The organism is Halopseudomonas sp. L-58, from assembly GCF_056859475.1.
In genome coordinates this window covers 1-23,777 of sequence record NZ_JBSXON010000029.1, presented here as the reverse complement: position 1 = coordinate 23,777, position 23,777 = coordinate 1, and the positions used below count along the sequence as shown (strand labels likewise).

Sequence of the window (23,777 nt, the reverse complement as noted above, 5' to 3'; positions counted from 1 at the left end):
GGCCGGATGCGCCCGGTCGTGATGCCTGATGCGGACTGTCATGGGTAACAATCGCCGGCATTGGCGTCTTGCGCTCGCATTGTAGCCGCTGCTTGGGTACATTACTCGCTCGCTTTAGACCAACGGATACCAACAGAGCCAATGAGTTATCAGGTACTAGCCCGCAAGTGGCGGCCCCGCCTGTTCCGCGAGATGGTCGGCCAGACCCATGTGCTGCAGGCCATGATCAATGCGCTTGATAACAACCGGCTGCACCACGCCTATCTGTTTACCGGTACCCGCGGGGTCGGCAAGACCACCATCGCCCGGATTCTTGCCAAGTGTCTTAACTGCGAAAGGGGCATCAGCTCTGAACCCTGCGGTCAGTGCTCGGCCTGTCTGGAGATCGATCAGGGCCGGTTTGTCGACCTGATCGAGGTGGATGCGGCGAGTCGCACCAAGGTCGAGGACACCCGCGAGCTGCTGGAGAATGTGCAGTACGCGCCGTCGCGCGGGCGCTTCAAGGTCTACCTGATCGACGAAGTGCACATGCTCTCCAGCCACAGCTTCAATGCGCTGCTGAAAACGCTGGAAGAGCCGCCGGAGCATGTCAAGTTTCTGCTGGCAACAACCGACCCGCAGAAGTTGCCTGTCACCATCCTGTCCCGTTGCCTGCAGTTCGCGCTGAAGAACATGCCACCGGAAAAAGTGGTGGAGCATCTTCGTCACGTGCTGGGTGAGGAACAGATCGGCTTTGACGAGGAGTCGCTCTGGCTGCTCGGGCGTGCGGCTGATGGCTCAATGCGCGATGCGCTCAGTCTGACCGACCAGGCGATTGCCTTTGGCAATGGCCAGCTGCGGGTTGAGCAGGTGCGCAGCATGCTGGGTACCATCGACCATGCTCAGGTATTTGGCGTGCTGGACGCGCTGGTTGCCGGTGATGCCCGTGGCCTGATGGCCGCCGCGGCGCAGTTGGCAGAGCAGGGCGTGGATTTTGCCGGTGTGCTGGCCGAGCTGATTTCAACCCTGCAGCGCGTAGCCATGGCGCAGGTGGTGCCCGAGGCAACCGACAACAGCCTGGGTGATCAGCAGCGTGTGCTGGCGTTGGCCGGCAAGGTCAGCGCCGAGGATGTGCAGCTGTTCTACCAGCTCGCCCTGCATGGCCGCCGTGATCTGCCTCTGGCACCGGAGCCGCGTGGCGGTTTCGAAATGGCGCTGCTGAGAATGCTGGCGTTTCGCCCGGGTACGCTTGCTGATGCCGCCTCCGGTGGTATTACGGTGACGCCCGGCGCGCTACCGGATCAGTCAGCGCCGCCAGAGCCGGAAAAGTCGACAGGACCCAGTTCAGCCAGCACTGAGTCCGCACACACCAAGGCGCCAACCGCTGAGTCGGTTGCCGCTCCTGCAGCTGTCGCTCAGACTCCTGTTGCACCTGCACCTGCACCTGCACCTGCACCTGCACCTGCACCTGCACCTGCACCTGCACCTGCACCTGCACCTGCACCTGCACCTGCACCTGCACCTGCACCCGTGGTGTCGCCTGAAACAGTTGCTCCGGTGTCGCAGACAGAACCCGCGGCAGCCCCGTCAGCCGAGGTGCCCGAGCATCCTGCGCCAGAAACACCACGCCCGCTGAACCCGAAGGCGCCGTATCGGCCACCGCAGGACGAGCCGCCAGCAGACTGGCTGGATGGCCCGCCGCCTGACGACAGCGGTGTGGATCGTGATGACGAGGACGATCTGGACGCCAGTCAGTACATCGCCGATTGGCAGCCTGAATCGACGGATGAGGCTGCTGTTGACGAGCCCGGCGATGAACTCAGCGATTTGCCACCGGCCAGCGGTTTGGCGGCCGAGTGGTTGGGGCTGTTTGATCAGTTGGGCCTGTCCGGTCTGACCCAGAGTATCGCCGCGCATTGCCAGTTGGTCGCGCGCGACGGGGGGCTCTGGACACTCCATCTGGACCCGGGCCATAGTGCGCTTTACAACGAAAACCACCGCAAGCGTCTTGAGCAGGCAATCGCTGCCGTTACGCAGGCGGATGTGGCGCTGACCGTTGATGTGTCTGCGCCCACCCAGGAAACGCCAGCGGTTGCCGCCGCCCGTCGCAAGGCGACGCGTCAGAAGGCGGCCGAGCTGAGCATTCATAACGACCCGATGGTCCAACGACTGTGCGCGGAGTTTTCCGCGGAAATTTGTGCGGATACGATTCGTCCGATTGACGAGCCCGCAAGCTGATACTGGAGGATAGCGTCATGATGAAAGGTGGCATGGCAGGCCTGATGAAGCAGGCCCAGCAAATGCAGGAAAAAATGGCCAAAATGCAGGAAGAGCTGGCCAATATGGAAGTCACCGGTCAGTCCGGTGCCGGTCTGGTCTCGGTTGTCATGACCGGTCGCCACGATGTGCGCCGCGTCAATCTGGATGACAGCCTGATGCAGGAAGACAAGGAAGTGCTGGAAGACCTGATCGCGGCCGCGGTGAACGATGCTGTGCGCAAGCTGGAGCAGGCAAACAAGGACAAAATGTCCGGCTTTACCGCGGGTATGAATCTGCCCGACGGCTTCAAGATGCCGTTCTGATCGATGAGTTTCAGTCCGCTGATTCGTCAGATGGTCGACGCCCTGCGTGGTTTGCCGGGCGTAGGGCCGAAAACTGCCCAGCGCATGGCCTTGCATCTGCTGGAACGTGATCGTGCTGCAGCGGCTCACCTTGCACATGCCCTGCAGGCGGCGGTTGAGGGTGTGGGATATTGCCAGCGCTGCCGCACCCTGAGCGAGACCGAGATTTGCTCGCTGTGCAGTGATCCCCGCCGGGACGACCGCCTGCTCTGTGTGCTGCAAAGCCCGGCTGATGTCTGGGCGGTCGAGCAGGCTGGCGGATTCAACGGACGCTACTTTGTGCTCAAGGGCCATCTGTCGCCGATTGACGGCATGGGCCCTGAGGAAATCGGCGTGCCGGCGCTGCTCGATTGTATCGAGGGGCGGCCGGTAGACGAGATCATTCTGGCGACCAACCCGACCGTGGAAGGCGAAGCCACCGCCCATTACATCGCGGAGTTGCTGCGCCCGCGCGGTATTCGGGTATCGCGTATTGCCCACGGCGTGCCGCTCGGCGGCGAGCTGGAGTATATCGACGGCGGCACCCTGGCCCACGCGCTGGCCGGCCGAACGCCGATCCTCTGAGGTCGGCGCCGGCGCCTAGTCGGTCAGTCGTCCGAGCTGGTAGTCACGTATGGCCTGATGGATTTCAGCCTCGCTGTTCATCACGAAGGGGCCGTATTGAACGATCGGCTCCCCCAGCGGACGACCTGCCAGCAGCAACAGCCGGGCCCCGGCGGAGCCCGCCTGCAAACTGACCCTGTCGCCTTCACCGAAACGCCCAAGGCGGCCCTTTTCCAGCACGGCGGTGCGCTGCTCGCCTTGCACTGCGACACTTCCTTCATAGACGTAGCCAAGCAGCCGGTGGGTGGTCGGAATCGGCAAGCTGACATGCTCGTTCGCGTTCAATTGCACATCGATGTACAAGGGGTCGGTCTTGCCGCCGCTGATCGGTGCTGTCACTGATTGACCGTTGTGCTCTATACGGCCGGCGATCAGCTTGAGTTGTCCGCCGCCAGCGAGTGCCTGCTCTGGCAGTGCCGACGCTGGCAGGTCGCGATAGTGCGCCGGTTGCATCTTGTCGGCTGCGGGCAGGTTCAGCCAGAGCTGAAAACCCCGCATGGTTCCCCGGTCCTGTTGCGGCATTTCCGAGTGAATGATGCCTCGGCCTGCGGTCATCCATTGCACGTCCCCGGGGCCGAGGAGCCCGCGGTTGCCGAGGTGGTCCTCGTGCAGCATGCGGCCTTCAAGCATATAGGTGACGGTTTCAAAGCCGCGATGGGGGTGGGAAGGGAAGCCGCCGATGTAGTCGTCTGCGCTGTCGGAGTTGAATTCGTCGAGCATCAGGAAGGGGTCGAAACGCGCAGCATCACGCCCGCCGAATACGCGGGTCAGGCGCACGCCGTCGCCGTCCGAGGCCGGTTGCCCGACAATGGCTTCGATCAGATCACGGTGCTGAGTCATGGCGCATCTCCCAAGGATAGGTTTTGCGCCATTGTATGACTGGTAAATTCGATTTGATAACGCAAAAAATACGTTAATCGTATCGAATTTACTGATTGCTTTCGGCGGGCGCCTCGGCAGGTGTGTCGGCTGGGGCGCGGCCTTCCAGCTCGTCAATGATGCGCTGGTAGCCCTGGCAGGAGTCGTAGCGGCCGTTGGCCGGATCCTGCTCTTGCAGCGCCTTGAGGCGTGCATTGAGCTCTTCGGCCATGCCCGGCTGGTCCTTGGTGCGATCGTAGATCATCTGCGCCAGAAGCTCGCCTTTGGCAATCGCCTCTTCCGGGGTACATGCCTGAGCAGTGAGGCTGCCCAGACCAAGCAGGCCGCTGAGGCCCAGTACAACTAACTGTTTCATCTCTACCTCGCATGCCTGCATGGGGAAGCCCCTATGGTAGCCGCTCACCGGCCTGTCTCCAAGCGCTCGCGCATGCATCCGGGCATCGTCATCAGCTCGCCGCTTGGACCTGAAGGCCGCGAAATAGCTCGCTTGACGTGGTTTTTCCGGTGCTTTCCGGCGGTTGCTCTGCGCTGATATGTCACACACTGCTCAACGCAGGTGTCCTGCTGCGGTTACTCGAGAAACGCCTCCAGCAGTTCGGGCGGCACGCTGTGGCGGTGGGCCAGGCTGGTATCACCGGTATCGGGGTGGAATACGATGACCACCTCCTTGCGTTCCAGCAGACGTCTTACCTGGGCAACCCGCACCTCAAGGCTGCTGTCGTCGCCATTGTCGGTTCCATCGCGGGTGACAAAGTCTTCCAGCAGTGCATCAAGGGTTTCTGGTTCCAACAACTGATAGGGAATCAACATGCGCCGGTTTCTCTGCTGACGGTGGGGGCAATGTTACACTCGCGCCCTTTAAGAGGGTATTGACCGGACGATGATCGACGACCCGCTATTCTATCTTTGTGCCGTGCCCGCGGTGCTGCTGTATGGCATCGCCAAGGGCGGTTTTGGCGGAAATATTGCCATTCTCTCCGTGCCCTTGATGGCCATGGTGGTGTCGCCACAGAAGGCGGCAGCGATCCTGCTGCCGATTCTCTGTGCAATGGATCTGGTTGCCATCCGTACGTTTCGCGGGCGCTGGGACAAGACCAACCTGCGTATCATTCTGCCTGCTGCAATGGTCGGCGTTGCGCTTGGTGCGCTCTCGTTTCGGGTGCTCAACGAGCAGCATATCCGCCTGCTCATTGGCACCATCGCCGTCCTTTTTGTGCTAAACGCCTGGTTGCGCCGTGATCAGACGCTGGCGCGTCCTGCCAGTGTCTGGCGGGGCCGGTTCTGGGGGCTTGTTTCCGGTTTTACCAGCTTTGGCATCCATGCCGGCGGGCCGCCGATCAATGTATACATGCTGCCTCAGCGGCTGGAGAAAACGGTGCTGATGGGCACGCTGGCCGTGTTCTTTACCCTGGTCAACTGGGTAAAGGTCCCTGCCTATGTCTATCTCGGGCAGTTTTCCACTGAGAACCTTCTGACGTCGCTGGCGCTGATGCCGTTGGCTCCGATCGGCGTCAAACTCGGGTTCTGGATGCTGCAACGCAGCAATGAGCAGCTGATCTATCGGTTGTGTTACCTGTTTCTGCTGTTGACCGGTGGCAAGCTGCTGGTCGAAGGCGTCATTGGATTGCTCGGCTCCTGATCAGTCGCTGCAGACTGGCATACAGCTGTTCGCTGTCGACGGGTTTGGGCAGGTAGTCGTCCATGCCGGCGGTCATGCCCTCCAGGCGATGAGTGTCGAGTACATGGGCGGTCAGGGCGACAATCGGCGTGCGTGGCAGATGTTCCCGCTGTTCATGGGCGCGTATCCGCCGGGTTGCCTCAAATCCGTCCATCTGGGGCATTTCGCAGTCCATCAGGATGAGATCGTAGCGCTCCGGGTCCTCCCGGTAGAGGCGCAGGGCATCTGCGCCATTTTCGGTCAGTTCCAGGCTGTAACCCGCTTTCTCCAGCAGCGTCTTTACCACCAGTTGATTGACCTGGTTGTCTTCGGCAATCAGCAGATGCCCGCGTCCACGCCACTGCTCGCTGATCGGACGCTCGGTTGGCTGAGCCTGCGGTGGGTTGCTATTGAGCAGCAGCGCCAGCGCCTTCTGCAATTGCCCCGGAAGCAGCGGCAGGCTCTGCTCCAGCACCTGGCCCTGCCAGGCTAGCTGGCGATGATCGTCGGCTGCCCGCAGCAGCAGGATCGGAGTGTTCTCCTGTTCGTAGTGATGCAGCAGTTGCTGGAGGCGGTCGGTCGGTATGTCCTGGGCGTCGAGCAGCACCAGTGCAGTCTGTTGTTCGCAAGCCTCTCCTTCAAGGGGCTCGACCTGGTAGCCCAGTCGTGCGAGCTGGGTCTGATAATGCGGGCGGGCTGCCGCATGACGGGTCACGATGGTGGCGATACCTGCGAGCGGCTTGTCCGGTGCTGCGCCAGCGCTCTGCATCGGCAGTGAAAGCGACATGCAGGTTCCCTGATCCTTGTCACTCTCCAGCGTGATGGTGCCCCCCATCAGGCGCACCAGCTCCTGGCTGATTGCCAGACCGAGGCCGGTTCCGCCATAGCGCCTTGTGGTACTGCTGTCGGCCTGGGTGAAGGAGTCGAACAGGCCTGCCTGCGCGTCACGTGCTATGCCGATGCCGGTATCACTGATGTCGAAGCGGATATCCCACTGCCCGTTCCCCCGATCGCTCGGCGCGCCGCTGACCTCGACGCTGACATGCCCCTTGCTGGTGAACTTGAATGCATTGCTGAGCAGGTTCATCAATACCTGCTTGAGTCGGGTGGGGTCGCCAATCAACTGCTCGGGCAGTGCCGGTGATACGCTGCAATACAGACCAATGTGTTTCTCCAGTGTCTGCGCGGTGAACAGGCCTGCCGTTTCCGACACCAGGGCTTCCGGGTCGAAGGCGAGGGTTTCCAGTTTGACCTGCCCGGATTCCAGACGCGCGAAGTCCAGGATGTCGTTGATGACCGTCAGCAGGGTTTGGCCGGACTTGCTGATGGTGTCCAGATAGAATCGCTGCTGGTTATCCAGACGGGTTTCCATCAATAGCTGCAGCATGCCGAGAACCCCATTCATCGGGGTGCGGATTTCATGGCTCATGCGCGCCAGAAAGCGACTCTGCGCCAGGGTTTCCAGGCGTGCTTGCCTGGCTTCCTCGTCTGCCCGGTAGCGTGCCTCTTTGAGGGCGTTGATGCGGTCGGCCAGTCCCAGCGAGAGAATGATCATCTCGGCGCACATGCCGAACTTCACCCAGTGAGTGCCGTAGCTGGCACCAAACAGCTCAAATCCCAGCGAGCCCGCAGTCGAGAGAATCAGCGAGCAGAGCAGAAAGCCCCAGGCCAGGGTGTAGTGGGCGCCGTAGCGGAAACCCTTGCGCCAGACATAAATGCCGGTGCCGAGCAGAATGATTGAGCTGACCAGTACAAACAGGCTGGCCATGTTGTTGTACAAAGTGGTGCTGAATACGGGTATCACCACCATCGCGGCCAGCACGATCAGAATCTTTACGCGCAGTATCCGATCCAGACGCGGGAATTGCTCGCGGGTGTGCAGATAGTGCCGGCTGAACTGGGTCGACACGGCGCAATGAATGAACATCAGCGTGTAGATGGCCAGAGTCTGTAACGTAATGCTGGCGTCAATCCATTTCCACAGCAGGCCATCGAAGGTGGCCATGAACAGCAAGATGCTCAGGATATGGGCCAGATACCAGGCATAGGTTGCCTCGCGCAGCGACAGCTGCAGGAACAGGTTGTAGGCAAACAGCCCCAGCAGAATGCCGTAGAACAGCCCTGCACCCAGCATGCTGGTCTCCAGCTGCGCGCTGCTGGCTGGCCAGCTGGAGAAGTAGAGCGGGACGAACACGGTACTGGCGGTATCAACGCGCAGGTAGAAGCGCGTTTCTCCCGGCGGCAGGGTGACCGGAAACCAGTGGTTGCTGACGGCAACCGCGCGCGCACTGGGTGGCAGATGGTCGCCGCCCTGCTGTATCAGTGGGGCCGCCCCGGGGCGCAGTTGGTAGAGCGTCAGGTTGTCCAGTAGTGGATACTCGATTTCCACTACTCCTTCGATGGGGGTAGTCAGGGTGTTGCGCAGGGCAAATTGAACCCACCAGACTGATGAGTCCTTGCCTTCATTGATATGTTGGCTGCTGATCGGGCGCCAGGGCTGAACGCTGCCGCGCTGCAGTTGCTCGATAGTCAGGCTGCCCTGTGGGTCCTCCAGGAGCAGCAACTGCCGGCCGAGTGACAGGCGAGCATGCAGGTTGCTGATATCGACGCTTTCAGCCAGTTGGTGACTAACCTGGGCGAACGCCAAGCAGGACGAGAAGGCCATGCCCAGCGCAACCCAGCACAGTATAAGAACGCGGCACAAACGCATACAGAGTGCACTCGGCTAGACCACCAGCGTGTGATCTTTTGTTATTTGTTTTGATCTATCCGAATGCTAGCACAGGGTCATTATCGCCGCCGCTACTGCTTCGATTTCTGGCTGCTGGAGGCGTTGCCCCTGACCAACTGACGCAGCAGAAAACGGGAGGGGTGCACGGCTTCACTGAGGTCCCGCGGCAGCGGCAGCGGCTCGTCACCAAGCCAGGCAGCCAGCAACTCTCCGCTGAGTGGGGCACTGATCAGACCGCGTGATCCGTGTGCGGTGTTGACGTACAGCCCAGGCTGCCAGGGCGCGGGGCCCGTTGGTTGCTGCGAAGCGTCCTTGCCCAGAACCGCGTACTGATCAAGGAATGCGTCGGGGTCCAGCACTGGCCCCAGCAGCGGCAGGTAGTCCGGGGCAGTGCAGCGCAAGCCGACACGTGCGCCCTGCGGCGCTGTCGCGCTGAAATGGCGGTGCAGTTCAGGCGACAGGCTTTGCAGTAGCTGCAGATTATGGCGGTTTTCCTCTTTGCTGGGCGTCAGGTCGAGGCGGTCAAAGCGAAAGCTTGCCCCGAGGTGATGCTCGCCTTGCCTTGCCGGCGATACATAGCCATCAGCGCAGAGAACCGTCTTCAGTCGGCTACTGTGTGCGTCGGCCGGCAGATGGGTGATCTGGCCGCGGATCGGTTTCAGCGAAAGATGGCGGGTCTGGGAGAAACGCGCTGTCTCGTGGGCGCCGCAGATGATCACCGTGCTGCTGGCAGCGAGGCAATCGCCCTGTTCGTTCAGTAACTGCCACTGGCTGCCGTCATAGCGCAGATCGGCGACGGCAGTGGTGGTTCTGACCTCGATATTGGGGTGCTCAAGCAACTGCCGGCACAGGGTTGGCGGACTGACCCAGCCGCCTGCGGGGAAGAACAGGCCGGGACTGCTGATCTCCACGCCGGCGAGCGCGCTGGCCTGGCGGGCATCGACTGCCTGCAGGAAACTGGCGGGATAGCCCTGGCTTGCCAGTCCCTGTTGTCGGCGCTGCTCCTTGTCGTCCGTGCCCAGCTGCAGGACGCCGCAGGCATGCCAGCGCCCTTCGCCCTGTTTCAGTTCGCGCTGCAGCAGGCGCAGGCTGTACTGATAGGCGCTTTGAATAAACCGCGACAGCGGCGGATGGTGGGGCGATAGCTTGCAGTAGAGAATGCCTTGCGGATTGCCGGAGGCGGCACCCGCGATGTCGGGTAAACGCTCGATAACCTGCACCTGCCAGCCGCGGGGGGCGAGGGCGTGGGCAGTGCTGCAGCCAGCCAGACCAGCGCCGATGATGATCGCCGAGCGCTTTCCCGATCTTTCCGGTCGAGCATACCAGGGGGCTCGCCAGGGTTGCGCTGGCGGCTGCTGCAGCTGACCGCAGAGCATATCGCGTTTGCGACCAAAACCCTTGACCTTGCGCATCTCGAAGCCGGCAGCGATCAGTCCCCGGCGCACATCACCGACGCTGGTAAAGGTCGCGACCGTGGCGCCCGGCCGTGACAGTTCCGCCATGCGCTGATACAGCGCCGGCTGCCACATGTCCGGATTGCGTGCCGGGGCAAACCCGTCGAGAAACCAGGCGTCAACGGGAGCGTCCAACTCCGGCAGGGTATCGAACAGATCGCCAATCAGCAGGGTCAGGGTGACGCGTCCACCGGCAAAGGAAAAGTGCTGCCAGCCGGGCGTCAGATCCTGATATTGATCCAGCAATTCGGCACTCAGGTCTGCCAGCTCTGACCAGATGGCCAGGGCGCGTTGCAGGTCCGTGCGCGCGAGCGGGTATTTTTCCGTGCTGACGAAGTGTAGATAGGTATCGTCGGGCGCGCTGGCCTGCCACAGCTGCCAGGCGGCGAGAAAGTTAAGTCCGGTGCCGAACCCGGTTTCCGCGATGCAGAAATGCTCGCCAGCGGCCATCGCGCGCCAGCGCTCTGCCAGGCGGTTGTGGGTCAAAAATACGTGCCGGGTCTCTTCCAGGCCGCTGTCGCGGGAAAAATAGACATCATCAAAGCGACTGGAGAAGGGCTGGTCGCCTTCCATCCAGACCAGGTCGGCAGACTCGACAGTAGGTGCGCTCACGCAGGCTCCGGGGATACGGGATTCCCGGTTATTGTACCGTGCCGACGGCCGTTACCCCATATTGGGCAGAATCAGCAGCAGCCAGGTAGCCAGGACAACCAGCGCAACGGTGGACCATTTGGGTTTGAGCAGCGATTTCATGGCATATGCCTTCTTGTTTTTATTAGCATGAATACCTTGTGGGTATCAGGCGGCGCATGGTCTGGTTGGACGGGAGGCCGCAAAACGGATCGCGGTAGCGATAAATAGTGCCTGTTTTTTGTTATAGCACGCGATGCCCGGGTGTTCCGGCCCGGCGTGGAATTGTGTTAGACAAAATGGCTACAAGCGCACGCGGTGATGTCGCCAATCGCCCTCAGCGGGGCTCGCCGCTCTGGAATAGCCGCTCGGTGCGCGCCGCCATGATCAGGTCATTCATATGCACCCCGCCCAGCGAGTGACTCCACCAACTGGTGGTGACCCGCCCCCACTCGAGCAGCAGCGCCGGGTGATGATCCTGTTCCTCTGCCAGAGCGCCGACCCGGTTGGCGAACGCCAGGGCACTGGCGAAGTCGGCAAAGGGGTAGACCCGTTCAATGCGGTGAATGCCCTCGACACAATTCAGCTCCCAGTCGGGGAGGGCGGCGAGCAGGGCCAGAATCTGCTCCTGCACCAGTGCGCTGGCGTTATCTGCCGATGCTAATTCTCGTTCGGCCAGGTCGTGCATGTTTGTGCTCCAGCAGAGGGTTTCTCAGGCAGCTTAGCAGTTCGCGGATGGGTGGAACGCGTTATCATCTTGCGCATGGTGACAAAATTGGGGGATTCGGACAGGTGATTCGTGTGCGGTGGTTGCGCCGGTGGCTCAGATTCCTCGGTTGGCGCCCGGACAGTACCACCCATCAGGAAAAGCTGATCTCGGCGCTGGGCACGACGCTGGCGCTGATTCTGCTGTACTGGATTACCCATCTGGTGATGAGCGCAGAGAGTGCGCTGTGGGTGACCGGCTCGATGGGCGCCAGCGCGGTGCTGGTGTTCGCCATGCCCCACGGCACCCTGTCGCAACCCTGGTCGGTCATTGGCGGCCATGTGCTGTCTGCGCTGTTCGGAGTGGCCTGTGTGCAGTGGTTGCCTTCCGGGTTCTGGCTCGCCGCCCTGGCTGTGGGGGGGAGCGTCATCATCATGATGTATGCCCGCTGCCTGCATCCGCCGGGCAGCGCAACCGCCATGATTGTGGTGCTGGGCGGGCCGCAGATTGTCGATGCGGGCTTCAGTTTCGTGCTCTATCCGATCTTGCTTGATGTACTGGTTATTGTGCTGTTTGCCGTGCTGTTCAACAGCCTGTTCACCAGCCGGCGCTACCCGTTGCCGTTGACTCGGCATGCCATAGGCCGGGCGCCGGGTATCGCGCCGGAAGATTTCGAGCATGCGCTCAAGCAAATGAACGCCTACATGGATATCGACTTCAACGATCTGCTGCGACTTGTCGAGCTGGCCAACGCCAACGCGCAGAGCAAGGGCGTGACTGCGGCCGACCTGGAGCCGGGTGGCTTCTACAGCAACGGCTTGCCGGGTCGGAACTGGTCGGTGCGCGAGGTGCTGCAGGTAGTCAGCCGGCCGGGGCGCGCCGGTCGCGTGCGTTACCGCATCATCAAGGGTGCGGGCGAGGGCGGCAATGGCATCTGCCGGGTCAGCGAGTTTGTCCGGTGGGCGCGCTACAGGGTGGCGCCGGATGAGCAGGGGCGGCAGTGGCACCGGGTCACCGACGCGCAGCCTGCAACCGAGGCCTGACCGGTACAGTTAGGGGTGCAAGCCAGCTGAAACTGTCTCTGTTGCGATGCGAGGCGGCTTTCTAGAATAGCGTTCCCTCCCTTTGCTTTCCGAGTTTGCAGCATGCATGTTTCATCCGGCCGTTGGTTGTACGGATTCCTGTTGGCGTTAACCACCACTCTGCTCTGGGGTGTGCTGCCGATCATGCTCAAGGAAGTGCTCAAGGTCATGGACCCCTATACCGTGACCTGGTATCGCCTGCTGAGCGCCGGTCTGGTGCTTCTGATCTGGCTGGCCGCCAAACGCAAGCTGCCCTCGATTCGTGCGCTGTCGACGCGCAATCGGGGCTTGCTGGTTATCGCCGTGCTGGGTCTGGCGTTCAACTACGTGCTCTATCTGATGGCGCTCAACCGGCTGTCGGCCGGGACCATGCAATTGATTATTCAGACCGCGCCGATCATGCTGATGATTGGCAGCATGTTGCTTTTCCGCGAGCGTTTCGGGGTCGGCCAGGTACTCGGGCTGGTCGTCCTGTTGCCGGGATTTGCGCTGTTCTTCAATCAGCGACTGGTTGAGTTGATGACGCAAATGAGCAGCTACACCCTGGGTATCCTGATCGCGATTGCCTCGGCTTTCAGTTGGGCGCTTTACGGCCTGGCCCAGAAGCAGCTGCTGACGGTCTGGTCGTCGGTATCGGTGATGATGGTCATCTACCTCTCGTGCGCTGCGCTGATCACCCCGCTTGCTACACCAACCCAGGTGCTCAGCCTCACTCCTCTGCAAGGCTGGCTGCTGCTGGGCTGCTGCCTCAATACGCTGGTTGCCTACGGTGCCTTTGCCGAAGCGCTGGCGCATTGGGAGGCGTCCCGGGTGAGCGCGACCGTGACTACTACGCCGCTGTTTACCTTCTCGCTGGTGGCCCTTGGGGCCATGCTCTGGCCGGGGGTGATCGAGCCGGAGATTCTCAACAGCCTCGCCTATCTGGGCGCACTGATGGTGGTTGCAGGCTCGGCATTGATTGCGCTGGCACCAAGCCTGATGAACAGTATTCGGCAGCGGCGTCTGCGCCGCCTTGCCGTTACACCGCCGCCAGCCGGGTCCTGAGGCAATCGTCGGTCGATTGTTGCGTTAGAATGGTTGCCAAGCATCGATGGCGGACACGCTACGCTTAGTCCGCCCTTGTATCTCGACTACTGCCTCTCCAAGGGGGCATAGTTCCCGACTGATCCTCGGGGGAGGCTGGTAAGCCGTGTCCGCCCTTAAGCCGCCGAGCTTGCAGCGTAGATTGGGCTGCCACCTCCATTTCATCCCTCAAGTCCGAACGGTATCTAGAGCCGCAAGAGCTCGCATTGCACAAGGTTGGACGGGGTGACGTGATCATCAAGACGACTGCATGGAGGACATCTCATGACACTGGTAGTGGGCATTGATATCGCCAAGCGCACTTTTGATCTGGCCATACTGCAGCCCAACGGCAAACACCGAACCAAGAGCAAATTAAGCAACGATCAGGCAGGCTTCGCCGTCTTTGAAGACTGGCTCCAGCGCCATGCTGAGCCAGGGGCCTGGATCGTGATGGAAGCTACCGGCATCTACCATGAAGCACTCGCCGAGCATTTCCATGCTCTAGGTTATCGAATCGCAGTGCTCAACCCCGCACAAATTGCTCGCTACGCTCAAAGTCAGTTGCAGCGTAGCAAAACAGATAAGCTCGATGCCAAGCTGATCGCCACCTATGGTCAGCGCCACCTGGATCACCTGCGAGCCTGGCAACCCGAACCCCGGTCACTGCGCCAGCTGCGAGCGCTAACCCGGCATCTGGAAGACCTTCAAGCACTGCGGCAGATGGAGCTGAACCGACTTGATGTCAGCCGGGAAAACGTCAAGGACTCGATTCAGGCGATCGTGCAGCGGCTCAATGAACAAATCGAATGGACGCTAAAGCAGATCAAGCAGCATATCGATGATGACCCGGATCTACGTGGTAAACGTGATCTGCTGGTGAGCATCGACGGCATCGCTGACAAGACAGCGGCGCTGATCCTGGCTGAGCTGGGCGAGATAGAACGCTTTACCCATTCCCGCGCGGTCACTGCGTTCGCGGGCCTAGACCCGCGCCTGCAAGAGTCAGGCGCCTTCTACGGTCGTACCCGCATCTCACGAACAGGGTCAGCTCGACTACGCAGTGCCCTCTACCTACCTGCTGTTGTAGCGATGACCTACAACCCGGCGATCAAGGCGCAAGTCGAGCGTCTGAGGGCCAGGGGCAAAATGGGTAAGCAAACCGTGTGCGCGGCCATGCGTAAGCTGCTGAGTATCGCCTATGGCGTACTCAAATCAGGTAAGCCCTTCGATCCCGCATTGGCCATTGCGCACTAAGTTGGAAGACGGTATCTACGCATTATCCCCGCCGTGGCCCGGCATCGTCATCGGCTGCTTTGCCAGGCCCTGCGACATATCGCCTGTAGGGTGGTCAACGCATAGCGTTGGCCACCGGGGCTGAAAATGTGGAGCACTGCGGATACGCTGCGCTTAGTCCGCCCTGCGAATGCCAAGGCCGCCGCTATTACGAGAAAACCTTTTTCAGGAGATGACTATGGCTGTCGTCCAACAAGCACTTGAACAGGCCCTGCAGGCACTGAACCCTGCGCATCTGGAGTTGATCAACGAAAGCCATATGCATAGCGTGCCGCCCGGCTCGGAGTCGCATTTCAAGGCGGTGGTGGTCAGTGAGCGCTTCAGCGCGCTAAATTCGGTCAAGCGGCACCAGCTGGTATATGCCACCCTGGGCGAACTGATGCAGCGTATTCACGCGCTGGCCCTGCACACTTACACACCGGCCGAGTGGCAGCAGCGTCAGCAGGCGCCGGCTTCGCCCAACTGCCTGGGTGGCAGCAAGGCAGACCAGCACTGACCCTCCGTCTGCCGGTGGTTTGTCGCCGGCGGTCACTTTGCTAGAATGCGCCGCTTCAAAACGTACGCCCTTTACGCGGGCGCTCACTGAATACCGAGGTAAGCATGTCTGCAATCGTTGTTGTGGCACTCTACAAGTTCGTCCAGCTGGACGACTACGAAGCTCTTCGCCAACCCCTGCTTGATACCCTTGTCGCCAACGGCGTCAAAGGTACCCTGCTGCTGGCGCGAGAGGGCATGAATGGCACCATCGCCGGCCCCCGTGAAGGCATGGACCGGGTGCTGGACTGGCTGCGTTCCGATACCCGTCTGGCAGACCTGGACTACAAGGAGTCCTACTGCGACGAGATGCCGTTCTACCGCACCAAGGTCAAGCTCAAGAAAGAAATCGTCACCCTCGGCGTGCCCGGCATTTCGCCAACCAGCAAGGTCGGCACCTATGTCGAGGCAAAGGACTGGAACGCCCTGATCAGCGATCCCGAGGTGCTGCTGATCGACACCCGCAACGACTACGAAGTCTCGATCGGCACCTTCCAGGGTGCGATCGATCCGAAAACCAAGACCTTTCGCGAGTTTCCGGAATACGTGCGCGCGCACTTCGATCCAAAACGTCACAAAAAGGTGGCAATGTTCTGTACCGGGGGCATCCGCTGCGAAAAGGCCTCCAGCTATATGCTGGAGGAAGGCTTTGATGAGGTATTTCACCTCAAGGGCGGTATTCTCAAGTACTTTGAAGATGTGCCGGCCGAAGAGTCGATGTGGAACGGTGAGTGCTTCGTGTTCGACAACCGGGTAACCGTGCGCCATGATCTGGCCCCGGGGTCATTCGATCAGTGTCACGCCTGTCGTCACCCGGTATCCGCCGAGGATATGGCATCGCCGCAATACGAAGAGGGCATCAGTTGCCCGCATTGCTACGACAGCCTGCCGGAGAAAACCCGGCAACGCGCCGAAGAGCGTCAGCGCCAGATTCAGCTGGCCAAGGCGCGCAACCTTCCGCATCCGATTGGCATGCCCCCGCAACTGGCCTCGCCCAACGCCAAGGCCGATAGCTGACCGACCCGGAGTACGCCATGCAGCAGCGCCTGATCTACGTGATGGACCCGATGTGTTCATGGTGCTGGGGTCTGGCGCCGCTGATTGATGCGATATTCCAGGCCCATCCTGATGTGCCGGTCCACCTGGTGGCCGGCAGTTTGCGGCCGCACCTGCAGGCGCCGCTTGATAACGCCTCCCGCCAGGCGCTGGCCGCCCACTGGCAATCAGTCGCTGCGCTCAGTGGTCAGCCGTTTGCCGACCCGCAGGCATTGCCCGAACCCTTGATCTACAACGTGCGTCCCGCCAGTCAGGCACTGATTGTTGCGCGCGCCCTCGACGTCGAGCGGCTGTGGCCCTTTGTTCGGGCCATGCAGCAGGCGTTTTTCGCCGAATGCATGGATATTACCCGGCCAGCGGTCTTGCTTGAGATTGCCGCTGCCAACGGCTATGACCCGGTTGAATTTGCGGCACGCTTCGATCAGGCCGATACGCAGCAACTGCTCGATGAGGATTGGGGCTGGGCGGCTGATCGGGGACTGGCCGAGCTGCCGATTCTGTTCGCCGAGCGCGACGGGCAGCTGGCGCTGCTGGGCAATGGCTATCGCTCGCCAAATGAGGTGCTGGCGCTGCTGCAGCGCTGGGTCGGCGCTGCAGCCTGAGCGTATCAGCGCTCGCGCAGCGCCTCGGCCTGGGCACGCAGTACCGGCTTGAGCAGATAGCTGAGGATACTCTTGCGGCCGGTAATGATGTCGACACTGGCGACCATGCCGGGGATGATCAGCAACGGATTCTCCTCGCTGCCCAGGTGGTTCTTGTCGGTACGCAGGCGAATCAGATAGAAGCTGTCGCCATTCTCGTCAGTGACCGTATCGGCGCTGATATGCTCCAGTTCCCCCTTGAGCCCGCCATAGATGGTGTAGTCATAGGCGGTAATCTTGATCATGGCCTCCTGGCCTGGATGCAGGAAGGCAATGTCCTGCGGGCGGATACGCGCCTCGAACAGCAGGGTATCCTCCAGCGGAATGATTTCCACCAGATCACTGCCCGGCTGAATAACGCCGCCAATAGTGTTGACCAGTAGCTGCTGCACGATACCGTGCACGGGCGAGGTTACCAGCGTCCGACGCACCCGGTCTTCAAGTGCCAGCCCTGACGCAGACGATTTTTGCAGGTCAATGCGGGTCTGATTTAGCTCTTCAAAGGCTTCGCTGCGGAAGCGGTTACGTGCTTCCTCGGCTTTGCGTTCGACCTCGCGTAACGCCGACTCGGCGCGCGGTATGGCCAGGGTGGTGCCGTCCAGATTGCCGCGTGTTTCCACCTCGGCCCGGCGCAAGCGCAGCACTTCTACCTCGGAGATGGCACCGTCTTTCACCAGCGGTGCAGACATGCTGATCTCGCGCTGCAGCAGCCCCAGACTATTGCGGAACTGACGCTGCTTTGAGCGGAGCTCGTTCAACTCCTGTTCGCGTTGACGGCGCTGCTCATCGAGAATCGCCAGCTCATCCGCCAGCCGCCGTTGCCGCGACTGGTACAGGGCCACTTCCGCTTCGGCAAGCTCCGGAGCATCTCGCAGAACCTCGTCCGGCATCACCAGCTCGCCACCTTCGGCTTCGGCAGTCAGACGGGCCAGTGCAGCCTGTTTGCCCAGCTGTTCAGCACGGGTTTCCTGGACATTGGAGGCGAACCGGGTGTCGTCGAGGCGCAATAGCGGGGCGCCTTTCTCGACGATCTGACCTTCGCGGACCAGAATCTCGGCAACGATGCCGCCTTCCAGGTTCTGCACCCGCTGCAGCTTGCCGGGCGGGATGGCCTTGCCCAGCCCGCGTGTCAGCTCCTCCACCTTGGCAAAGTGTGCCCAAAGCAGCCCGGTCAGCAAAAACGCCACCAGCGCCCAGAGCATCAGCCGAGCTGATCTGGGGGAGTCCTCCAGAATGGCGTGGGTCAGATCCTGCAATGGCGTGTCTGCAGCCGCGGCGCTAGCGGGGGCAGGCTTGTTACCCAACTGCAGGGTGGGTTTAGCTCCGTGCGACATTCACGTGTCCTTTGCGCAAGGCTTCCAGTACCTGTTCCTTGGGGCCGTCGGCGACAATCTTGCCGCCGTCAATCACAATCAGCCGGTTCACCAGCGACAGCATTGAAGCCCGGTGGGTCACCAGCAACAGCGTACGGTTGTGCAAAATGGGTTGCAGCTGACGCTTGAGGCGTTCCTCACTGCTGTTGTCCATGGCGCTGGTGGGTTCATCCAGCACCAGTACCGGCGGGTCAAGCAGCAGCGCGCGGGCGACTGCCACGGCCTGCCGCTGGCCGCCTGAGAGGTTCATGCCGCGCTCGCCAACCTGCAGATTCAGCCCAAGCGGGTGCAGGCGGGCGAACTCGCTAACCCCGGCCATGTCGGCTACTTGCTGCAGGCGCTCGTCGTCTACGTAGCGCGCGCCCAGGGTCAGGTTGTCGCGCAGGGTGCCGTTGAACAGTTGAATATCCTGCGGTACGTAACCGATGTTGTGGCGCAGGTCGGCTACCTCCAGTTGCTGGATATCAACGCCATCAACCAGCAGATGTCCGCTGTCGGGCTGATACAGATTCAGCAGCAGCTTCTCCAGTGTGCTTTTGCCCGAACCACTGCGTCCGATGATGCCGATGTGCTCGCCGGGCAGGATGCGCAGGTTCAGGTGGTCGAGCGCGGGATACTGCTGACCGGGATAGGTAAAGCAGAGGTCTCGCGCCTCGATGGCCCCATGCAGCTGGCGGCGTTGAGTCGCAATGGCCTGAGGCTGGCGCTCCTGCGGCATGCTCATCATTTCGTCGGTAGTGCCGATGGTCAGGCGCGCCTGCTGGTAGCGCGTGAGCAGACTGGATACCTGTGACAGCGGTGCCAGGGCGCGGCTGTTGAGCAGGTAGCAGGCGATCAAACCGCCCATGCTGATGGCGCCATCGCCGATCAGATAGACCCCGCTGACAATCATCGCGATGCCGGCCAGCTGCTGTATGAACAGGGTGCCGTTGACCGCGAGAGTCGAGAGTTTTCGCGCTTTCATCTCCAGGCGCCCGAGCGCGCCCACGGTGGTTTCCCACTGGCGCTGCTTTTCGCTTTCGGCGCAGTTGACCTTCAGCAGGTCGATGCCGCCCAGGGTCTCGATCAGCATCGCCTGGCGTTCACTCGACAGGTGCAGGGTCTGATCTATGCAGCGCGACAGCGGCCCCTGAATAAGCCAGCCCAGCAATAACGTCAGAGGAAAGGCCAGCAGCGGAATGGCGACCAGTGGTCCGCCGATTATTCCGATTACCAGCAGGATCAGCAGTGAGAACGGCACATCAATCAGGCTGGTCAGGGTCAGCGAGGTCAAAAAGTCGCGCAGGCTCTGAAACTCGTGAATATTCTGCGCAAAACTGCCGACCCGCGTCGGGCGGGCCTTGAGGTTCATGCCGAGAATTCGCTCAAACAGCGTCGCCGACAGGATGATGTCGGTCTTTTTCCCGGCAAGATCGAGGAAGTAGCTGCGCAGTGTGCGCAGGATCAAATCAAACAACAGTGCCAGCGATATACCGATAGCCAGTACCCACAGCGTAGTCGTGGCCTGGTTGGGTACCACCCGATCGTAGACGTTCATGACAAACAGCGGCGTCATCAACGCAATCAGGTTGATCAGAAAGCTGGCAACCATCGCATCGGAATACAGGCGACGCGAAAGCCGAAGGGTATCCTTGAACCAATGTTTCGTGCGAGGCAGCGGGGAATCGAACTGCACCTCGAAGCGGTGTCTGGGCTGGGCAAAAAAGGCTTTGCCGCTATACAGCTCTGCCAGTGCCGACTTGTCCATCAGCTTGGCGCCGCCGGCGGATTCACTGGTCAGCAGGCGTGCCTTGCCGTCCTGCCAGGACTCAAGCACAACGTTGCGGCCATCCTTGAGAAACAGCAGTGCGGGCAGGGCAATGGCGTCAATCTGGTCCAGCGGACGATTGAGGATTCGACCTTGCAGATTGGCCCTTGCCGCCGCGCGAGGCAGCAACTCCGGTGTCAGGCGCTGGTCGCGCAGAGGCAGGCCAGCAGCCAGCACGCCACGACTGGTCCGCACCTGCAGGCAGGTGCAGAGAATCAGCAGCGCATCAAGCAGTGGATCATCGAAGCGGCTGCGGGGGTCGTCCCCCGCGTTGCTGCTCGCCCCCTGTTCGGGGCCTTGCGGCCCCGTCAGTACATCAGGCGTTGTCAAAACGTTATTGACCTGTCGGCAAATCGGAATTGGAAGAGCCGGAATCGCTCAGAGCCATTGATTCAGCCGGCGGTACTACCGACTGGCTGCGCAGCAGTTCACCGGCAACCGCCAGCAGGCGGTACTGCGCCAGATACTCGGAGAATCGGGTTTCGGTCAGCCGGCGTTGCGCTGTGAACAGCTCGTTCTCACTGTCCAGCAGGTCGAGCAGGGTGCGCTCACCAATGTTGAACTGTGAGCGGTAGGCTTCGCGAACGCGAACGGTATGATCAACATACTGCTGGGCGATCGGTACCTGTTTGCGCGCGCTGTCCATGGCGTTCCAGGCCAGCCGCAACTCTTCACTCAGTTGACGGTAGGCATTGTTGCGAATCTCGATTGCTTCGTTGATCTGGTGCGCACTGGACGCCATGCGAGCCTTGTCGCGGCCGCCGCTGAACAGGTTGTAGCGCATCCGCACCATGGCCTGCCATTCGTTGTAGTGGCCGTCGGTGCCGTCCAGGTCGTTGTCGAAGTTGCGTGACAGCTCCAGGTCAAAGCGCGGGTAGAAGGGCGATTTGGCGGCCTCGTACTGGCGTTCGGCGGCAGTGCGATCGGCCTCGGCGGTCTTGATGTACGGGTTATTGGGGATGTCCTGCAGCGCTGCTTCCACCGACTCGGGCAGCATGCCGGTAATGGGCGCGGGCAGTGTCAGATCGCCCGGTGGCTGGCTGACGATGCTGTAATAGACTGCTTCGGCATCGGCCAGGTTGGCCTGTTCGGTAACCAGATTGTTGCGGGCCAGGGCCAGACGCGCTTCGGCCTGATCCAGGTCGGCATTGCGGCCGACGCCGCGCTCGCTGCGCAGGCGGATCTGATCATGAACACGTTCGTGGCTGCGCATGTTTTCCTCAGCCAGGCGTACCATCTCGCGGCGCATCAGTACCTGATGGTAGGCGTCGGCAGTGGCCAGGCCGATCTGCTCGGCGGTGCTCAGTACGCGGTAGGCGCGGGAGTTGACGGTCGCGACGTTGCGGCCAACCTCGTTGGCGGTGGCAAAGCCGTCGAACAGCATCTGCCCGAGACGCAGTGCGCCCTCGCCGCGGTTCAGTTTTTCCCAGTGCTCACCCGCAGCGCGAGTGGCCGGACTGTCGGTGCCTTCCCTGCCGTAGCCGCCGGTCAGATCAACCGTCGGGTAATATCCTGCCCGTGCTCCCCTGAGGTCTTCTTCCGCTGAAAGTCGGCTGCTGGCAGAAGCGCGCAGCTCCGGGTGGTTGTCGATAGCGGTCTGGATGGCTTCGGGCAGCGACTGCGCCGAAACCGCCAGAGAGACGGACAGGGTCAGCGGCAGTGCAAGAAACTGCCACGGGGTTAAGGATTTCATAGATCCTCCTTGATGGTGCGCCAGTAGTATTTGTGCGGTGGATGACAGGCTCCACGCATGCTCTCAAGTCTAGTCAGGCTTTTCGGCGGGAGAGCTGTCTCTGTAATACTGTTTTGATACTAAATTGGAGCAGCTTCCTGCGGCTATATTGCCAAAGCATCTAAAACAGTAAGAGCGTGTTCCCTGAAGGTTTAGTATATTTACACATAGTCATCAAATTGACGAATGAATATTTATGTTATTTCATCGTCAATTGGTTGGCTTTGAATCTCGCGCGTCGTAGGGTGGCTGTCTCGTCAGGGGAAGTCTAGCGGAGCCGGCGTTGAGGGTAGTGAAGGGAAGCCGAGGGTTCCCGGGTGATGTCAGGAATTGACAGTCCCGGGGCTGTTGTCCACATGAAATGAAAGGAGTCATGAAAATGGCTACCAGCGCAAAAGTTACTCAGGTTGTCGGTCAGGTCTTTGCAGTCGCGCCCAGCGGGGAGAAGCGCCTGCTGGTTGAAGGCGACCGTTTGATGGCCGGTGAACAGGTATTTACCGGCGAGCAGGGCAGTGTATCGCTTGAATTGAGCGATGGTCGCGAGGTCGACTTGGGTCGTGACTCTTCCTTCCGCGTTGCCGACGATGAAGCTGCCGCAGCAACAGACCAGCCCCAGGATCTGGATATTGACGCCATTCAGGCGGCGATCGCAGCCGGTGTTGACCCGACCCAATTGCTTGAGGCGACAGCGGCCGGTCCGGCGGCCGGCGCAGCGGGTGCCGGTGGTCAGGGTGGTGGCCATTCCTTCGTTTTGCTTGATCGTCTTGATCTGCGTGTGACCCCCGACGTTGGCCTGGATACCGGCCCGATTGCGTCCGCTCCCCTTGAGATTCCCAACGAAGAAGACCTGTTTCTGCCCGAGGATGGCGGCCCGGTTATTTCCATTACACCGGTTGAGCCCGGCGGCGATGTAGACGGTGCGCAGGCGGTAGAAGGCGGCTCTCTCGACTTTCTGGTGTCCCTCTCCGCACCCAGCACGGTGCCGGTTACCTTTACCTGGAGCGTAACCCTGGGCTCTGCTGACGGCGATGACCTGCCCGGCGGCACTCTCTTGACCGGTACGGTCACCATTCCGGCCGGTGAGACCAGTTATCTGCTGTCGATTCCGACCTTCGATGACGCTCTTTTCGAAGGCGGTCCAGGTTCCTTTGAAGACCTGGTTGTGTCCATTACCGATGTCGTTGCGGCGGTGCCGGGTGATGTGTCTGCAGTGGGCCTGATCGAAGACAATGACGCCATTCCGGTCGTCAACCTGGACGATGCTGACGGTATCGGCGCACAGACCGTCGAAGGCGGTGACCTGGTCTTCGGCATCACCATGAGCGGTGCATCCGATGAGGACGTGACTGTCAACTGGACAATAACCCTGAACGGCAGCGCCGAAGCAGGCGATTTGACTGATCCGGTTGTCTACTCCGGCAGCGTGGTTATTCCGGCAGGCAGCACCACCGGCAGCATCACCATTCCAACCTTTGATGACAGCCTGTTCGAAGGCGGTGCGGGCAGTTTTGAAGATCTGACCATGACCCTGACCTCGGTATCGGGTGCGAATCTGGGTAGCACAACCAGCGTGACTGGTCAGATCGAAGATAACGACGTGCCGGAGCTCAATCTGGAACAGCTCAATGGCGTAGGGTCGCGGGTGGTTGAAGGTGAAGACCTGGTGTTCAACGTCACCATGAGCGACGAGTCCACCGAGGCCGTGACCCTCAGCTGGACCCTGACCTCCAACACCGGCAGCGCGGCGGATCTGGATACCCAGACCATCAGCGGTGTGCTGGAGATTCCGGGCGGTGATCTGAACGGCGAGATTCGTATTCCGACCCTGGACGACGCCCTGTTTGAAGGGGGTGTCGGGACCTTCGAGAACCTGACCCTGACCCTGAGCGACCCGGATGGTGCGACTCTGGGCAGCTCCAGCGCCGTGCGCGGCG

General features: G+C 61.0%; 20 protein-coding genes. 11 read left to right on the top strand and 9 right to left on the bottom strand.

The features are described from left to right. Positions 1-141: 141 nt before the first annotated feature. Genes dnaX through recR form a run of 3 tightly spaced genes read left to right on the top strand, consistent with a single transcriptional unit; the run spans position 142 to position 3,164 of the window. Positions 142-2,217 carry a DNA polymerase III subunit gamma/tau gene (gene dnaX / locus AC13EY_RS01940; RefSeq protein WP_482890393.1) on the top strand — a complete coding sequence of 692 codons (2,076 nt, stop codon included), beginning with the start codon at positions 142-144 and terminating at the stop codon, positions 2,215-2,217. Between the two features lie 17 nt (positions 2,218-2,234). Then, positions 2,235-2,561 (top strand): YbaB/EbfC family nucleoid-associated protein, encoded by a 327-nt coding sequence (locus AC13EY_RS01935; protein ID WP_088276660.1) that lies wholly within the window; start codon positions 2,235-2,237, stop codon positions 2,559-2,561. A 3-nt stretch (positions 2,562-2,564) separates the two neighbouring features. After that, positions 2,565-3,164: a recombination mediator RecR gene (gene recR / locus AC13EY_RS01930; protein ID WP_228247256.1), complete on the top strand. Its 600-nt coding sequence runs from the start codon at positions 2,565-2,567 to the stop codon at positions 3,162-3,164. A gap of 15 nt (positions 3,165-3,179) precedes the next feature. On the opposite strand, the gene AC13EY_RS01925 is transcribed toward recR, so the two are convergent. From AC13EY_RS01925 to AC13EY_RS01915, 3 genes are all read right to left on the bottom strand, one after another. Further along, positions 3,180-4,043 carry a pirin family protein gene (locus AC13EY_RS01925; RefSeq protein ID WP_482876256.1) on the bottom strand — a complete coding sequence of 288 codons (864 nt, stop codon included), beginning with the start codon at positions 4,041-4,043 and terminating at the stop codon, positions 3,180-3,182. Between the two features lie 88 nt (positions 4,044-4,131). Continuing rightward, complete coding sequence (locus tag AC13EY_RS01920) at positions 4,132-4,437, bottom strand: hypothetical protein (RefSeq protein WP_088276654.1); 306 nt, start codon at positions 4,435-4,437, stop codon at positions 4,132-4,134. A gap of 215 nt (positions 4,438-4,652) precedes the next feature. Next, a complete protein-coding gene (locus AC13EY_RS01915) occupies positions 4,653-4,892 on the bottom strand; it encodes a YheU family protein (RefSeq protein ID WP_088276652.1) in 240 nt (79 codons plus the stop codon). 70 nt (positions 4,893-4,962) lie between these two features. Here AC13EY_RS01915 and AC13EY_RS01910 point away from each other — a divergent pair, with 70 nt between their 5' ends. Further along, positions 4,963-5,721, top strand: coding sequence for a sulfite exporter TauE/SafE family protein (locus tag AC13EY_RS01910; RefSeq protein WP_228247254.1), 759 nt, complete (start codon positions 4,963-4,965; stop codon positions 5,719-5,721). On the opposite strand, the gene AC13EY_RS01905 is transcribed toward AC13EY_RS01910, so the two are convergent. The 3 genes from AC13EY_RS01905 to AC13EY_RS01895 form a co-directional block, all read right to left on the bottom strand. Then, positions 5,699-8,404, bottom strand: a complete 2,706-nt coding sequence (locus AC13EY_RS01905) for a hybrid sensor histidine kinase/response regulator (protein WP_482876253.1) — start codon at positions 8,402-8,404, stop codon at positions 5,699-5,701. The genes AC13EY_RS01910 and AC13EY_RS01905 overlap by 23 nt on opposite strands. 137 nt (positions 8,405-8,541) lie before the next feature. Continuing rightward, a complete protein-coding gene (mnmC, locus tag AC13EY_RS01900) occupies positions 8,542-10,536 on the bottom strand; it encodes a bifunctional tRNA (5-methylaminomethyl-2-thiouridine)(34)-methyltransferase MnmC2/FAD-dependent 5-carboxymethylaminomethyl-2-thiouridine(34) oxidoreductase MnmC1 (RefSeq protein WP_482876250.1) in 1,995 nt (664 codons plus the stop codon). Positions 10,537-10,891: 355 nt separating this feature from the next. Further along, a complete protein-coding gene (locus tag AC13EY_RS01895; protein WP_482876248.1) occupies positions 10,892-11,242 on the bottom strand; it encodes a 4a-hydroxytetrahydrobiopterin dehydratase in 351 nt (116 codons plus the stop codon). A 113-nt stretch (positions 11,243-11,355) separates the two neighbouring features. Between AC13EY_RS01895 and AC13EY_RS01890 the strand changes: the two genes are divergently transcribed. The 6 genes from AC13EY_RS01890 (at position 11,356) to AC13EY_RS01865 (ending at position 16,892) form a co-directional block, all read left to right on the top strand. After that, entirely contained in the window at positions 11,356-12,303 is a 948-nt protein-coding gene (locus tag AC13EY_RS01890) for an HPP family protein (protein ID WP_269687695.1), read from the top strand. A gap of 102 nt (positions 12,304-12,405) precedes the next feature. Then, the gene (locus AC13EY_RS01885; RefSeq protein ID WP_228247248.1) at positions 12,406-13,386 is read left to right on the top strand and encodes a DMT family transporter; all 981 of its coding nucleotides are present in this window, start codon (positions 12,406-12,408) and stop codon (positions 13,384-13,386) included. Positions 13,387-13,689: 303 nt separating this feature from the next. After that, on the top strand, positions 13,690-14,661 hold the full coding sequence (locus tag AC13EY_RS01880) for an IS110 family RNA-guided transposase (RefSeq protein ID WP_482876246.1): 972 nt from the start codon (positions 13,690-13,692) through the stop codon (positions 14,659-14,661). 217 nt (positions 14,662-14,878) lie between these two features. Next, positions 14,879-15,196, top strand: a complete 318-nt coding sequence (locus AC13EY_RS01875; protein ID WP_410172334.1) for a BolA family protein — start codon at positions 14,879-14,881, stop codon at positions 15,194-15,196. Positions 15,197-15,300: 104 nt separating this feature from the next. Beyond that, positions 15,301-16,251, top strand: a complete 951-nt coding sequence (trhO, locus tag AC13EY_RS01870; protein ID WP_482876243.1) for an oxygen-dependent tRNA uridine(34) hydroxylase TrhO — start codon at positions 15,301-15,303, stop codon at positions 16,249-16,251. Between the two features lie 17 nt (positions 16,252-16,268). After that, positions 16,269-16,892, top strand: coding sequence for a DsbA family protein (locus AC13EY_RS01865; protein WP_482876242.1), 624 nt, complete (start codon positions 16,269-16,271; stop codon positions 16,890-16,892). 5 nt (positions 16,893-16,897) lie between these two features. Here AC13EY_RS01865 and AC13EY_RS01860 read toward each other — a convergent pair whose 3' ends face one another. From AC13EY_RS01860 to AC13EY_RS01850, 3 genes are read right to left on the bottom strand one after another with little or no spacing between them, the layout of a single operon-like run. After that, a complete protein-coding gene (locus AC13EY_RS01860; protein WP_482876241.1) occupies positions 16,898-18,265 on the bottom strand; it encodes an HlyD family type I secretion periplasmic adaptor subunit in 1,368 nt (455 codons plus the stop codon). Next, positions 18,249-20,423, bottom strand: a complete 2,175-nt coding sequence (locus tag AC13EY_RS01855) for a type I secretion system permease/ATPase (protein WP_482876274.1) — start codon at positions 20,421-20,423, stop codon at positions 18,249-18,251. Before AC13EY_RS01855 ends, AC13EY_RS01860 begins: the two co-directional genes overlap by 17 nt. Before the next feature lie 22 nt (positions 20,424-20,445). Then, a complete protein-coding gene (locus AC13EY_RS01850) occupies positions 20,446-21,804 on the bottom strand; it encodes a TolC family outer membrane protein (protein ID WP_482876240.1) in 1,359 nt (452 codons plus the stop codon). Positions 21,805-22,222: 418 nt separating this feature from the next. On the opposite strand from AC13EY_RS01850, the gene AC13EY_RS01845 reads away from it, so the two are divergent. Then, positions 22,223-23,777: retention module-containing protein (locus AC13EY_RS01845; protein WP_482890392.1), on the top strand; the 1,555-nt coding region annotated here is incomplete at its 3' end.

What these genes read in the sequence shown, in the direction of transcription:
- AC13EY_RS01865 (WP_482876242.1), top strand. Translation starts at nt 16,269, where the DNA reads ATGCAGCAGCGCCTGATCTACGTGATGGACCCGATGTGTTCATGGTGC.
- dnaX (WP_482890393.1), top strand. Translation starts at nt 142, where the DNA reads ATGAGTTATCAGGTACTAGCCCGCAAGTGGCGGCCCCGCCTGTTCCGC.
- AC13EY_RS01935 (WP_088276660.1), top strand. Translation starts at nt 2,235, where the DNA reads ATGATGAAAGGTGGCATGGCAGGCCTGATGAAGCAGGCCCAGCAAATG.
- AC13EY_RS01910 (WP_228247254.1), top strand. Translation starts at nt 4,963, where the DNA reads ATGATCGACGACCCGCTATTCTATCTTTGTGCCGTGCCCGCGGTGCTG.
- AC13EY_RS01860 (WP_482876241.1), bottom strand. Translation starts at nt 18,265, where the DNA reads ATGTCGCACGGAGCTAAACCCACCCTGCAGTTGGGTAACAAGCCTGCC.
- AC13EY_RS01920 (WP_088276654.1), bottom strand. Translation starts at nt 4,437, where the DNA reads ATGAAACAGTTAGTTGTACTGGGCCTCAGCGGCCTGCTTGGTCTGGGC.
- AC13EY_RS01885 (WP_228247248.1), top strand. Translation starts at nt 12,406, where the DNA reads ATGCATGTTTCATCCGGCCGTTGGTTGTACGGATTCCTGTTGGCGTTA.
- AC13EY_RS01850 (WP_482876240.1), bottom strand. Translation starts at nt 21,804, where the DNA reads ATGAAATCCTTAACCCCGTGGCAGTTTCTTGCACTGCCGCTGACCCTG.
- AC13EY_RS01925 (WP_482876256.1), bottom strand. Translation starts at nt 4,043, where the DNA reads ATGACTCAGCACCGTGATCTGATCGAAGCCATTGTCGGGCAACCGGCC.
- trhO (WP_482876243.1), top strand. Translation starts at nt 15,301, where the DNA reads ATGTCTGCAATCGTTGTTGTGGCACTCTACAAGTTCGTCCAGCTGGAC.
- AC13EY_RS01905 (WP_482876253.1), bottom strand. Translation starts at nt 8,404, where the DNA reads ATGGCCTTCTCGTCCTGCTTGGCGTTCGCCCAGGTTAGTCACCAACTG.
- recR (WP_228247256.1), top strand. Translation starts at nt 2,565, where the DNA reads ATGAGTTTCAGTCCGCTGATTCGTCAGATGGTCGACGCCCTGCGTGGT.
- AC13EY_RS01880 (WP_482876246.1), top strand. Translation starts at nt 13,690, where the DNA reads ATGACACTGGTAGTGGGCATTGATATCGCCAAGCGCACTTTTGATCTG.
- AC13EY_RS01915 (WP_088276652.1), bottom strand. Translation starts at nt 4,892, where the DNA reads ATGTTGATTCCCTATCAGTTGTTGGAACCAGAAACCCTTGATGCACTG.
- AC13EY_RS01875 (WP_410172334.1), top strand. Translation starts at nt 14,879, where the DNA reads ATGGCTGTCGTCCAACAAGCACTTGAACAGGCCCTGCAGGCACTGAAC.
- AC13EY_RS01895 (WP_482876248.1), bottom strand. Translation starts at nt 11,242, where the DNA reads ATGCACGACCTGGCCGAACGAGAATTAGCATCGGCAGATAACGCCAGC.